The organism is Aeromonas sp. 2HA2 (assembly GCF_029237345.1).
GTDB lineage: Bacteria > Pseudomonadota > Gammaproteobacteria > Enterobacterales > Aeromonadaceae > Aeromonas > Aeromonas salmonicida.
In genome coordinates, this window is record NZ_JAACGB010000002.1 from 197,983 (window position 1) to 211,544 (window position 13,562).

The window sequence follows — 13,562 nt, forward strand, 5'->3', positions numbered from 1 at the left end:
GTCTCTTATGTCCTCGTTTCTGAGCTATTCGTTTCTGACTGATGCACCGCCGTTTCTCTTTTTTACCGGCAAGGGTGGCGTAGGCAAGACCTCGCTGGCCTGTGCCAGCGCGGTCGCCTTGTGTGACAGCGGTAAACGGGTGCTGCTGGTCAGCACGGATCCGGCTTCAAACGTAGGTCAGGTCTTTGATACCCAAATAGGCAACAAGATTACCGCCATAGCGGCAGTCAGCGGACTGTCGGCACTGGAGATAGACCCGCAATCCGCCGCACAAGCCTATCGGGAACGTATCGTCGGCCCAGTGCGTGGCAAATTGCCCGACAGCGTGGTGCGCAGCATTGAAGAGCAGCTCTCCGGTGCCTGCACTACAGAGATTGCCGCCTTTGACGAGTTCACCGCGCTCTTGACCGACAGCAAGCTGATTGGGGAATACGACCACATCGTGTTCGACACGGCACCCACAGGTCACACCATACGTCTGTTGCAACTGCCGGGGGCATGGAGCGAGTTTCTGGAGCAGGGCAAGGGCGATGCTTCCTGTCTGGGGCCACTGGCCGGACTGGAAAAACAGCGAAGCCAATACGCAGAGGCCGTTGCAGCCCTCTCAGATGCCGGGAAAACCCGGCTTGTTCTGGTGGCTCGGGCGCAAGCCTCGACCCTGCGGGAAGTAACGCGTACCCATGACGAACTGGCCGCTATCGGCCTTGCCAATCAGCAACTGGTCATCAATGGCATCTTCCCCCAAAGCGAGCTGGCGGATGACCCCCTGGCAACTGCCGTATGGCAACGTGAGCAACAGGCGATGGCGCAGATACCAGCGCTGCTGGCCAGTCTTTCACAAGACAGAGTGCCGCTGCTGGCCACCAATCTGGTAGGGGTGGACAGCCTGCGCCAGTTGCTCGGTGCAGCGCCTGTCAACGGGACCGACGAGGTCGAACGCCCGGCCGCCGAGTCACAGGGCCAGCAACATCCTGGCTTGAAGCAACTTGTCGATGAATTGGCCAGCGATGGCCACGGGCTCATCATGCTGATGGGCAAAGGCGGTGTGGGTAAAACCACCCTGGCGGCAGCGGTGGCGGTAGAGCTTGCCAGTCGGGGCCTGCCGGTTCACCTGACCACCTCAGATCCCGCGGCCCATTTGGGGGAGACACTGGCAGGGGCACTGCCCAGCCTGGAGGTCAGCCGTATCGATCCCCACGCCGAAACCGAGCGTTATCGTGCCCAGGTGCTGGCCACCAAAGGGGCGAGTCTGGATGCCCAGGGCCGGGCCCTGCTGGAAGAAGACTTGCGCTCCCCCTGCACCGAAGAGATAGCCGTGTTTCAGGCCTTCTCGCGGATCATCCGCGAGGCGGGCAAGCGCTTCGTGGTGATGGATACCGCGCCCACCGGCCACACCCTCTTGCTGCTCGATGCGACCGGTGCCTATCACAGGGAAATTGCCCGTCAGATGGGGGGCAAGGGGATGCACTTCACCACCCCCATGATGCAGCTGCAAGATCCGACACAGACCAAGGTGATGATAGTCACCCTGCCCGAGCCCACCCCGGTGCAGGAGGCGGCCAACCTGCAAGCCGACCTGCGCCGTGCCGGTATCGAGCCCTGGGCCTGGGTGGTCAATCACATGCTGGCCCCGGCCTGCGTCACCTCGCCTCTGCTGGCCCAGCGAGCGTATCGCCAGCAGCCCCATATCGACGCGGTCAAGCAGGAGCATGCGAAGCGTTATGCCGTAGTGCCCTTGCAGGCCGTCGAGCCGGTGGGTGTCAAGGCGCTGCAAGCGCTGTGTCACCCTGTCCACAGGGCGGGGTGACATGCATCAGAGCGAGTTTACTGCCAAGGCGCAACCAACAGAGGCATTTGCCCGGGTTGAGTCCTTCGTTTCATCCAATCCCCATGGAGTCTCTTGATGAGTACCAATGCCTGCTGCGATCTGCCCGTCAGCAAAAAAATGAGCTTTCTCGACCGCAATCTCACCCTCTGGATCTTTGTCGCCATGGGCATGGGGGTGGGGATTGGCTATCTGTTCCCCCAGGTGGCTCAGTGGAACGAGGCCATGTCGGTCGGCACCACCAATATCCCGCTGGCCATCGGCCTTATCCTGATGATGTATCCGCCGCTGGCCAAGGTGAATTACGGCACCATGGGGGCCATGACCCGCGACCGTCAGGCAATTACCCTCTCTCTGGTGATGAACTGGATCGTCGGCCCCATCCTGATGTTCGTGATAGCCCTGACATTCTTGCATGACTACCCGGACTACATGGTGGGCCTGATCCTGATCGGTCTGGCACGCTGCATCGCCATGGTGCTGGTGTGGAACGATCTGGGGGGCGGCAACAAGGAGTACGGTGCGGGTCTGGTGGCGCTCAACAGCGGTTTTCAGATCCTCACCTACAGCTTCATGGCCTGGTTGTTTATTACAGTGCTGCCCCCGCTGTTTGGTTTGCAGGGTTTCGCGGTGGATATCACCATGCTGGATATCGCCGAAAGCGTGCTGATCTATCTGGGGATCCCCTTCCTGGCAGGCTTCCTGAGCCGGAAATACCTGGTCAAGGCCAAGGGTGAGCAGTGGTATAACGAGCGTTTTATCCCCGCCATTTCTCCCATCACACTGATCGCCTTGCTGGCCACCATAGTGCTGATGTTCAGCCTCAAGGGCGAGATGATCGTCGAGCTGCCGATGGATGTGGTACGCGTTGCCATCCCGCTGGTGGTCTACTTTGTGCTGATGTTCTTCACCAGTTTCCTGGTCGGCAAGAAGCTGGGTATTCCCTATGACAAGAATGCTTCCATTGCCTTCACTGCCACCGGCAACAACTTCGAGCTGGCCATTGCGGTTTCCATCGCCGTGTTCGGCCTGAATTCGGATCAGGCGTTTGCCGGTGTGATAGGCCCGCTGGTGGAGGTGCCTGTCTTGATCGCCCTGGTCAATGTGGCTCTTAGAATGAAACGCAACTATCCAAACGCAGAGGCTTAATCATGCATAACACCCAGATCACTATTTACCACAACCCGGCTTGCGGCACCTCCCGCAATACACTGGAACTTATCCGCAACTCAGGGGTTGAACCGACCGTCGTTCACTACCTGGAAACACCGCCGAGCCGCGAGACGCTGGTTGCGCTGATTGGGGCCATGGGGATGCCGGTGCGCGACCTGCTGCGCAAGAACGTCCCTCCTTATGAGGCGCTGGAACTGGCCGAAAACCGCTTCAGCGATGATGAGTTGATTGACGCCATGCTGGCCCATCCCATCCTGATCAACCGCCCCATAGTGGTGACCCCGCTTGGTACCAGACTGTGCCGTCCATCCGAAGTGGTACTGGATATTTTGCCGAGCCCCCAGCAAGGCGCTTTTACCAAGGAAGATGGGGAGAGGGTCGTTGATGCAGAGGGGAAGCGGATCAAGTAAAGGTCAAGAGCAGGCCTTGGAGTTGATGACGTTCTGCGAATCGAACCTTGTCTCTTGTCGCTCTTATCATCAGGCCATCACCTGTGTCTAGCTGCAAGAAAACAACAAAGGGCGCTGAGGCGCCCTTTGGTTTGATCGAGATGGCTAAAGCCTGCTGTTAATCAACCCGTGTTGCGCATGCCTGCGGCAATACCGGCGATGGTGACCATCAGCGCCTGATCCAGTTCGGGATGCAGGGTCTCGGTGTGGTTGCGCGAGCGGCCCAGCAGTTCGACCTGCAGCACGTTGAGGGGATCCGTGTAGGGGTTGCGCAGATTGATGGACTCCTTGATCCAGGGCTGATCGTCCAGCAGGTCTCCCTGCGGGCGCAGCTGCAGCACGATCTGGATGGCGTCGGCAAGCTCCTGGCGCAACTGCTTGCCCAGATTCCACAGCTCTTGCGGTACCAGACGGGTGTCGTAGTACTCGGCGAGCCAGAGGTCGGCCTTGAGGAACACCATCTCCAGCATCTCGAGGCGGGTGCGGAAGAAGGGCCACTGGCGGCTCATCTCTTCCAGCACGCTCTTCTGACCGTCCGTGATGGCATGCTCCAGCCCCTTGTGGGCGCCAAGCCAGGCCGGCAGCATCAGCCGGTTCTGGGTCCAGGCGAAGATCCAGGGGATGGCGCGCAGACTCTCGACGCCGCCGTTGGGCTTGCGCTTGGCCGGGCGTGAGCCGAGCGGCAGCTTGCCAAGTTCCATTTCAGGGGTGGCAGCGCGGAAGTAGGGCACGAAGTCCGGATGACCACGCACTATGCTGCGGTAGTGATCGCAGGAGACGGTGGCAAGTTGCTCCATCACGGCGCGCCAGCTCTCTTTGGGCTTGGGCGGCGGCAGCAGGTTCCCTTCCAGCACGGCGCTGGTGTAGAGGTTCAGGCTGTGAATGGCGACTTTCGGCAGACCGAACTTGAAGCGGATCATCTCGCCCTGTTCGGTCACTCGCAGCCCACCGCGCAGGGATCCCGGCGGTTGGGACAGGATCGCCTGATGGGCGGGGGCGCCGCCACGGCCGACGGTGCCGCCACGGCCATGGAACAGGGTCAGGCGCAGATTGCTGGCTTCGGCCAGTGCCACCAGAGATTCCATGGCAGCGTACTGGGCCCAGCCTGCGGCCATCATGCCCGCGTCCTTGGCGGAATCCGAGTAGCCGATCATCACGTACTGGCGACCCTGGATGTAACCGCGATACCAGTCCACCGACAACAGGCGCTCCATCACGGCGGTGCCCGCCATCAGGTCTTCCTGGGTTTCGAACAGGGGGGCGACCGGCATGCGGAACTTGCAACCGGCTTCTTTCAGCAGCAGTTGCACCGCCAGTACATCGGACGGGGCGCCAGCCATGGAGATGATGTAGATGCCGAACGCATCCGGGTCGTGTTGGGCGATCACCCGGCAGGTGTCTATGGTCTCGCGGGTCTCGTCGCTCGGCTCCCAGTCGGTCGGGATCAGGGGGCGGCGGGAGTTGAGCTCATTGAGCAGAAAAGCCTGCTTGTCGTCTTCGCTCCACTCTGCGTAGTCGCCCATGCCCAGATAACGGGTCAGCTCGGAGAAGACCTGGCCGTGGCGCTCGCCATCCTGACGTATGTCCAGCTTGACCAGATGGATGCCGAAACAGGCCAGCTTGCGCAGCACGTCCAGCAGCATGCCGTCGGCGATGTTGCCCATGCCGCAGGCGTGCATTGAGTGGTAGCAGAGCTCCAGCGGCTCGCGCAGCTGGGCCGTGGTGGTGATCAGGTCGCGGCTCTCGCTCACCTGACCCTGCACCTTGGCGGTGAGGTATTCCTGGGTCTCGCGCAGCGCTTCACGCAGCTCGCGCACCAGGGCGCGATAGGGTTCGGGGTGATCACCCACCCGCTCGCGTACGGCGTCGGTGCAGTCGGACATGGAGAGCTCGGAGGTGAGCTCCTTGATGTCCTTGTAGAAGAGGCTCACCGCCATCCAGCGGCCCAGTTCCAGTACCTCTGCGGTCACCTTGGCCGTGACGAAGGGGTTGCCGTCGCGGTCACCGCCCATCCAGGAGGTGAACTTGACCGGCGCGGCATCCAGCGGCAGCCGCACACCCAGGTGCTGTTGCAGACGCTCGTCCAAGTTGCGCATGAATTCGGGAATGGCCGGCCAGAGGCTGTTTTCCACCACGGCAAAGCCCCACTTGGCTTCGTCTACCGGGGTCGGACGCTGCTCGCGGATCTCGTTGGTGTGCCAGGCCTGATTGACCAGCTGTTCGATGCGATTGAGGATCTTGTCCCGTTCGCGGGGCAGCAAATCGGAGAGTTCCAGCGCTTCCAGGCAGTCGTTGAGCTGGACGTGCTTGTGGATCAGGGTTCGACGGGTCACCTCGGTCGGGTGAGCGGTCAGCACCAGATCAATATCCAGCTCGCGCACGGCCTGGATGATGGCCTCCTGCGACAGGTTGGATGCCTTGAGTTTGGCGAACATCTGCTCCAGCGGATCCGGCGTGCAGACCTGCTCTTCGCAGCGGCGGGAGATGGTGTGGAACTGTTCGGCCACGTTGGCCAGGTTGAGGAACTGGCTGAAGGCGCGGGCCACCGGCAACAGCTCGTCATCGCTCAGGGTGCGCAGGGTTTCGAGCAGACGTTCCCGGTCTGCCTCATTGCCTTTGCGGGAGGACTTGGCCAACTGGCGAATGGTTTCGATCTTGTCGAGGAAGGCTTGTCCCTGATGATCCTTGATGGACTTGCCCAGCAGTTGACCCAGCATGCCTACGTTGGCGCGTAGAGCGGCGTACTTTTCGTTCATTCCACATCCTTATCTGGTTGGTGTCTCTCTCCATCCGAGGTGAGAGACAGCCTCACTTATTGTTGTGTGATTACAACATATGCTCCGTCATCTTAGGGTGACAATCTACCCAGATTGTCTGCGCAAGGTCAAATAACAGGCCGATTCAGAACATGTATTTCCTTCACCTGTCCCGGGCGGACTGTCAGTAACTTACTTACATACCCTATGGCTTACAGGCAGAACCGGCGGATCAGGTGTTGCAGCACTGCCGTGGTGGGTTTGACGAACGACAGATCCAGGTATTCGTCCGGCTGGTGGGCCTGGGCTATGTGGCCAGGGCCCATCACAATTGTCTGGCATCCCAACTGCTGGATAAAGGGCGCTTCGGTGCAGTAGTTCACCGATTCCGCCTTGTGCCCGCTTGCCTGCTCCGCCTCGCGCACCAGCACTGAGTCGTCCGCGCAGGCATAGGCGGGGATGGGCTCGTGCAGGTGTTGCAGGTGCAGGCAGCCTGGCTGGTGAACCTCTATGGGCGCGAGCGCCTCTTTGAGCATGCCCATCAGCTCGTCCGGCCCCACTTGCGGGGTGGGACGCATGTCGATGTGCAGTTCGCAGCAGCCGCAGATGCGGTTCGGGCTGTCTCCCCCATGTATGTATCCCAGATTCAGCGTGGGTTGCGGCACCGCGAACCGGTAGTCGGCATAGGTCTCTTCCAGACGCAGTTGCAGGCGCAGCACCCGCCCCATGGCCTGATGCATGATCTCCAGTGCATTGACGCCGTTGGCGGGATCCGAGCTGTGACCGCTCTTGCCGGTAATGCGGATCGCTTCCGACATGTGGCCCTTGTGGGCCACCACGGGCACCAGCCCGGTCGGTTCGCCGATCACTGCATAGTCGGGTTTGATCTCGGCCGCGGCGGCGATGGCGCGTGCCCCCGCCATTGTGGTCTCTTCATCGGCGGTGGCCAGAATGCGCAGCGGCTTGGTGAGAGTGGTGAGGTCGATCTCTTTGAGCGCTTCCACTATGAAGGCGAAGAAGCCCTTCATGTCGATGGTGCCGAGGCCGTACAGGCGGTTGCCCTCTTCGGTCACCTTGAAGGGATCCTTGCTCCAGCCCCCTTCATCGAACGGCACTGTGTCCGTGTGGCCCGCCAGCAGCAGGCCGCCTTCTCCCTGGCCTATGGTGGCCACCAGATTGAACTTGCCGGGCAGCTCCGGCAGCGCCGTCACTTCACATTGAAAGCCGAGTTGGCCGAACCAGTCGGCCAGCAGCCGGATCACCGCCTCATTGCTCTGATCCCAGTGCGGATCTGTGCTGCTAATAGAGGGAATCGCAATAATATTCTTATAAAGTGCAAAAAAATCCAGATTGGCCATCAGCTGCTCCTTGCGTCCCCGGAACGTTTCTGTTAGAAAATACAAATGCAAAGTGAGTGCATGAATATTCTGTGAGTTTGCCTGAATTCGTGGCTCATCAACAAGGCTTCTAGTTGTAAGGGAAAGTTAATGTTCTGTCACCTGATCTATAACCGACGACACAACCCCGCCTGAATTGCCCCTCCGCACTCGTTGCATTGAAGGGGCGGTTCCTCACCCCTTGCACTGTCTGCAGCGCCATGCTGTGAATTTCGAACTCTGACTTGGAATACTCAAAAATGCTTAACACCGTTATCGTCGGTGCCAGTGGCTACGCGGGAGCCGAATTGGCCGCACTGGTCCAGAACCATCCTCAACTCAAGCTGTTCGGTCTCTATGTTTCCGCCGGCAGCCAGGATGCCCACAAGCGCTTCTCTTCTCTGCATCCCCAGTGGGTCGGCGCGCTGGATCAGCCGCTGCTGCCGCTGGATGAAGATGGCATGACCCGGATCCTGACCCAGGCCGACCTGGTGTTGCTGGCGACCGCCCATGAGGTGAGTGCCGAGCTCGCACCCAAGTTCCTGGCCAAGGGGCTGCCGGTGTTCGATCTCTCCGGCGCCTTCCGGGTCAAGGACCAGCAATTCTACTCCTCCTTCTACGGCTTCACCCACGAGAACGAGCAGTTGCTGGAGCAGGCCGCCTACGGTCTGGCGGAATGGAACAGCGATGCCATTGCCGCCGCCCAGCTGATTGCTGTGCCAGGTTGCTACCCGACTGCTTCTCTGTGCGCCCTCAAACCGCTGCAACAGGCCGGTCTGATTGCCGAGGGGTGGCAGCCCATCATCAATGCGGTATCCGGCGTCTCTGGGGCCGGTCGCAAGGCAGCCATCAATACCAGTTTTTGCGAAGTGAGCCTGAGTCCTTACGGCACCTTCAACCACAGGCATCAGCCGGAGATCAGCCACCACCTGGGCAAGGAGGTGCTGTTCCAGCCCCACCTTGGCAACTATGTGCGCGGCATCCTGGCCACCATTTATGTGCAGCTGGCGGATGGCGTGACGCCGACCCAGGTGGATCAGGCCTTCCTCAAGGCCTACGAAGGAAAACCCCTGGTGCGCCTCACCGGCCAGATGCCCTCCATCCGTGGCGTGGCAAGCACTCCCTACTGCGATATCGCCTGGCAGCAGCAGGGCAATATGCTGGTGGTGGTCTCTGCCATCGACAACTTGCTCAAGGGCGCCGCCTCCCAGGCAATGCAATGCATAAATATTAAATTCGGTTTTGACCCGGCCACCGGCCTGATTTAAGAAAGGATTGAGAGATATGGACAAGCAGACACTGGTTATCAAGTTGGGTGGCGCCCTGATCGAGAACGACGAGGCGCTGACCGCCCTGTTCGGCACCCTCAAAACGTTTCTGGATGAGCAACACAGACCCCTGGTGCTGGTACATGGTGGCGGCTGTCTGGTGGATGACCTGCTCAAGGGATTGGGCCTGAGTTCCACCAAGAAGAACGGCCTGCGGGTCACCCCGTTCGAGCAGATCCCCTTCATTGCGGGTGCGCTGGCCGGGACGGCCAACAAGCAGATGATGGCCAAGGCCATTGCCACCGGCATTCCGGCCGTGGGTCTGTGCCTCGCCGATGGCGGTCTGTGCCAGGTGACCCAGCTCGATCCGGATCTCGGTGCGGTCGGTGATTGCCAGCCAGGCAACCCGGCACTGGTGACCGGTATCCTGGGGCAGGGGTTCCTGCCCGTGGTGAGCTCCATCGGCATCACGGCCGACGGCCAGCTGATGAACGTCAACGCGGATCAGGCTGCCACCGCCATCGCCGAGGCGCTCGGCGCCGATCTGGTGATGCTGTCGGACGTGAGCGGCATCCTGGATGGCAAGGGCAAGCTGGTGCCGCAGCTGAACAAGGCAACCGCACTGGATCTGATGGAGAAGGGCGTGATCAGCGATGGCATGGCGGTCAAGGTGAAAGCCGCCTTGCACGCCGCCGAGACCCTCGGCAAGCCGGTCTGTGTTGCCAGCTGGCGTTACCCGGATCAACTGCTCAAGCTGCTGGCTGGCGGTGCCGTCGGCACCCAAGTCACCCTCTAACCCTGGCTGGAAAAAGGAACCTCCGATGCAACATCTTCTGAAAGATAGTGATCTGAGCAAGGCTCAGATCGAGGCGCTGATAGCGCTGGGGAAAGCGGTCAAGGCCGACCCGAAAAAGTACAGCCAGGCGCTGGCGGGCAAGAGCGTGGTTACCCTGTTCGAGAAGCCCTCTTTGCGCACCCGGGTGACCTTCGACATCGGCATCGCCAGACTCGGCGGCCATAGCGTCTATCTGGATCAACAGAACGGTGCCCTGGGCAAGCGGGAATCGGTGAAGGATTTCGCCGCCAACCTGTCCCGCTGGTGTGACGCTATAGTGGCGCGGGTATTCGATCACCAGACCCTGGTTGACCTGCAAGCCTACGGCTCTGTGCCCGTGGTCAACAGCCTGTGTAATCTTTACCACCCCTGTCAGGGGCTGGCCGACTTTATGACCATTGCCGAGCATTACGACGATCTGTCGAAGGTGAAGCTTGCCTACCTCGGCGATGGCAACAACGTCAGCCACTCTCTGTTGCTGCTGGGGGCGACCCTGGGTACAGACGTGACCCTGATCTGCCCGAAAGGCTATGGCCCGGATACCCAGATCTTCCTGCAGGCCCAGGCGCTGGCGGCCGATTCCGGCGCCACCATTCACATCAGTGATGACGTGGGCGACATTGAAGGGTTTGACGTGGTTTATACCGATACCTGGGTCTCCATGGGTGACAACACACCAATGGAGCAGGTAAAAGATATCTTCATGCCTTATCAGATCAACCAGGCCCTGCTTGAGCGCACCGGCATCCAGCACGTGCTGCATTGCCAGCCGGCGCACCGGGAGCTGGAGATCACTTCCGACGTCATGGACGGACCTGCTTCCCTCATCATGGATGAGGCAGAGAACCGGATGCATATCCAGAACGCCGTGCTGCTGACCCTGCTTGGCAACAAGTAGCGTAAGTAAGCAACGCGGCCACCGACCCTGAATTACAACACCTTATCGAATCATCATGGAGAGAAGTAAAATGAGCGGAATCAACAAGATCGTACTGGCTTACTCGGGCGGACTGGATACCTCGGCCATCATTCCCTGGCTCAAAGAGCACTACGATGCCGAAATCATCGCCTTCGTCGCCGACGTGGGTCAGGAGCGTGACGATCTGGAAGGGATAGAGCAAAAGGCCATCGCGTCCGGTGCGGTCAAATGCATCGTCAAGGATCTGCGGGAAGAGTTCGTCAAAGAGTACGTCTATCCGACCCTGAAAACCGGCGCCGTCTATGAAGGCACCTACCTGCTGGGCACCTCGATGGCCCGTCCCATCATTGCCAAGGCGATGGTGGAAGCGGCCCTGGCGGAAGGCGCCGATGCCATCTCTCACGGTTGTACCGGCAAGGGCAACGATCAGGTGCGTTTCGAAGGTGCCGTGGCTGCCCTGGCACCCCAGTTGAAAGTGATCGCCCCCTGGCGTCTGTGGGACATGCGCTCCCGGGAAGATTTGCTGGCCTATCTGGAAGCCCGCGGCATTCCCTGCAAGGCGACTCTGAAGAAGATCTACAGCCGTGATGCCAACGCCTGGCACATCTCCACCGAGGGTGGCGAGCTGGAGAGCACCTGGAACGAGCCGTCCGAAGCGGTCTGGCAGTGGACCGTCTCTGCCGAGCAGGCACCGAACGAGCCGGAATACGTCAAGCTGACCGTCGCCAAAGGCGAAGTGGTTGCCGTGGACGACCAGCCGCTGAGCCCGCACCAGATCCTGACCACCCTGAACGAGCGTGCCGGCAAGCACGGCGTGGGCCGGATCGACATCACCGAAAACCGCATGGTGGGCATGAAGTCCCGTGGCTGCTACGAAACTCCGGGCGGCACCGTCATGGTGGCGGCACTGCGCGCCGTGGAAGAGCTGGTACTGGACAGACCGACCCGCGCCTGGCGGGAAAAGCTGGGTGCCGAGTTCTCTCACCTGGTCTATGACGGTCGCTGGTTCACCCCGCTGTGCAAGGCCATTGTCGCCTCCGCCAATGCCATCGCCGAGGATCTCGACGGTGAAGTCATTCTGAAGATGTACAAGGGTCAGGTCACTGCGGTGCAGAAGAAGTCGCCGAACAGCCTCTACTCCGAAGACTTCGCCACCTTCGGTGCCGATGAAGTGTATGACCAGAGCCATGCAGAAGGCTTTATCCGTCTCTACACCCTGGCCAGCCGGATCCGCGCCATGAAGGAGCAGCATCAGGCGATCGGCGGTGACCACACCCACGGCTAAGCTGACGCCAATCCGCTGATACAGGTGAGGGGGCATGGCCCCCTCTTTTATCAGCCCTCCCATATGGCGGGGTGTGAGCAGAGCGGCAGCGCCTCGGCCGCTTCTGTGAGATAACAGGCTCGCAGAAAAACAGGGCACGATTTCAAGCTCGACGGCGCAAGGCGCCGCCGACAACGCATTCAAGGAGAGTAGTATGGCACTTTGGGGTGGACGCTTCAGTCAGGGAGCCGATAGCCGGTTCAAGCAGTTCAACGATTCGCTGCGGTTCGATTACCGGCTGGCGGAGCAGGATATCCAGGGCTCCATGGCCTGGGCCAAGGCGCTGGTGAAAGTGGGCGTATTGACCGCCGACGAGCAAGGAAAGCTGCAACAGGCGATGGAAGTGCTGCTCGCCTCGGTACAGCAGGATCCCCACCAGATCCTCAATTCCGATGCCGAAGACATTCACTCCTGGGTCGAAAGTCAGCTCATCGCCGCCGTCGGCGATCTTGGGAAGAAGCTGCACACCGGCCGCTCGCGCAACGATCAGGTCGCCACCGACCTCAAACTCTGGTGCAAGGCGCAAGGGGAGCTGCTGCTCGGCTCCATCAGTGCCCTGCAATCCGGGCTGGTCGCCTCTGCCCGTGCCAATCAGGCTGCCGTGCTGCCGGGCTACACCCACTTGCAGCGCGCCCAGCCCGTCACCTTCGCCCACTGGGCGCTGGCCTATGTGGAGATGCTGGAGCGGGACTATTCCCGTCTGCAGGATGCCCTGAAGCGCCTCGACACCAGCCCGCTCGGCTGCGGCGCCCTGGCGGGTACCGCCTATGCCATCGACCGTGAAGCGCTGGCGCTGGATATGGGCTTTGGCGGCGCGACCCGCAACAGCCTGGATTCGGTGTCGGACAGGGATCACGTGGTGGAGCTGATGCACGTGGCGTCCCTCTCCATGACCCACCTGTCGCGCTTTGCCGAAGACCTCATCTTCTACAACACCGGCGAGGCGGGCTTTGTCGAGCTCTCCGATGCGGTCACCTCGGGTTCCTCCCTGATGCCGCAGAAGAAGAACCCGGATGCGCTTGAGCTCATTCGTGGCAAGACAGGGCGGGTGGTCGGCGCCCAGATGGGTATGCTGATGAGCCTGAAGGCACTGCCGCTGGCCTACAACAAGGACATGCAGGAAGACAAGGAAGGGCTGTTCGATGCCCTCGACACCTGGCACGACTGCCTGGACATGGCGGCGCTGGTGCTGATCGACTTGAAGGTGAACGTCGAGCGTACCAAGGCGGCGGCCCAGGGCGGCTATGCCAATGCCACCGAGCTGGCGGACTATCTGGTGGCCAAAGGGATACCCTTCCGTGAGGCGCACCATATCGTCGGCGAGACAGTGGTCTATGCGCTTGAGGTGAAGAAGCCGCTGGAAGATCTCTCGCTGCCCGAGTTCCAGCGCTTCAGCCCCGTCATCGGCGAGGATGTCTATCCCAACCTGGAGCTGGAAGCGACGCTGGCCAAGCGGGTCGCCAAAGGCGGCGTCGCCCGCGAGCTGGTGGATGCGGCCCTCACCGCCGCCGAACAGTGGCTGGCCAAGCGGGCGGGTTAAAGCAAAGCGGATTGATTCCCATGAGCACAAGACGGCAACCCCAGGGGTTGCCGTTTTTTGTTTGCCTGATGATGAATAAAGGGGAGGGAGATTGCCT

The 13,562-nt window shown here is 60.7% G+C and carries 10 protein-coding genes; 8 read left to right on the forward strand and 2 right to left on the reverse strand.

Going from position 1 to position 13,562, the window contains the following annotated elements; translation table 11 throughout:
- The first annotated feature begins 7 nt into the window (after positions 1-7).
- From arsA to arsC, 3 genes are all read left to right on the forward strand, one after another.
- Positions 8-1,807, forward strand: coding sequence for an arsenical pump-driving ATPase (gene arsA / locus GWQ29_RS04335; protein WP_275918828.1), 1,800 nt, complete (start codon positions 8-10; stop codon positions 1,805-1,807).
- Between the two features lie 96 nt (positions 1,808-1,903).
- Complete coding sequence (gene arsB, locus GWQ29_RS04340) at positions 1,904-2,974, forward strand: ACR3 family arsenite efflux transporter (RefSeq protein ID WP_275918829.1); 1,071 nt, start codon at positions 1,904-1,906, stop codon at positions 2,972-2,974.
- A gap of 2 nt (positions 2,975-2,976) precedes the next feature.
- A complete protein-coding gene (gene arsC, locus GWQ29_RS04345; protein ID WP_275918830.1) occupies positions 2,977-3,408 on the forward strand; it encodes a glutaredoxin-dependent arsenate reductase in 432 nt (143 codons plus the stop codon).
- A 161-nt stretch (positions 3,409-3,569) separates the two neighbouring features.
- Here the strand turns inward: arsC and ppc are convergent, their stop codons facing one another.
- Both ppc and argE read right to left on the reverse strand, forming a co-directional pair.
- Positions 3,570-6,203, reverse strand: a complete 2,634-nt coding sequence (gene ppc / locus GWQ29_RS04350) for a phosphoenolpyruvate carboxylase (protein WP_021139685.1) — start codon at positions 6,201-6,203, stop codon at positions 3,570-3,572.
- Between the two features lie 212 nt (positions 6,204-6,415).
- A complete protein-coding gene (gene argE, locus GWQ29_RS04355) occupies positions 6,416-7,561 on the reverse strand; it encodes an acetylornithine deacetylase (RefSeq protein ID WP_219593355.1) in 1,146 nt (381 codons plus the stop codon).
- Between the two features lie 278 nt (positions 7,562-7,839).
- On the opposite strand from argE, the gene argC reads away from it, so the two are divergent.
- From argC to argH, 5 genes are all read left to right on the forward strand, one after another.
- Positions 7,840-8,847, forward strand: a complete 1,008-nt coding sequence (gene argC / locus GWQ29_RS04360; RefSeq protein ID WP_021139683.1) for an N-acetyl-gamma-glutamyl-phosphate reductase — start codon at positions 7,840-7,842, stop codon at positions 8,845-8,847.
- A gap of 16 nt (positions 8,848-8,863) precedes the next feature.
- Positions 8,864-9,643 (forward strand): acetylglutamate kinase, encoded by a 780-nt coding sequence (gene argB, locus GWQ29_RS04365; protein ID WP_058395388.1) that lies wholly within the window; start codon positions 8,864-8,866, stop codon positions 9,641-9,643.
- Positions 9,644-9,668: 25 nt separating this feature from the next.
- A complete protein-coding gene (locus GWQ29_RS04370; RefSeq protein ID WP_265461943.1) occupies positions 9,669-10,580 on the forward strand; it encodes an ornithine carbamoyltransferase in 912 nt (303 codons plus the stop codon).
- Positions 10,581-10,650: 70 nt separating this feature from the next.
- Complete coding sequence (locus GWQ29_RS04375; RefSeq protein WP_275918831.1) at positions 10,651-11,886, forward strand: argininosuccinate synthase; 1,236 nt, start codon at positions 10,651-10,653, stop codon at positions 11,884-11,886.
- A gap of 193 nt (positions 11,887-12,079) precedes the next feature.
- Positions 12,080-13,465 carry an argininosuccinate lyase gene (gene argH / locus GWQ29_RS04380; protein ID WP_111588055.1) on the forward strand — a complete coding sequence of 462 codons (1,386 nt, stop codon included), beginning with the start codon at positions 12,080-12,082 and terminating at the stop codon, positions 13,463-13,465.
- The last annotated feature ends 97 nt before the right edge of the window (positions 13,466-13,562 follow it).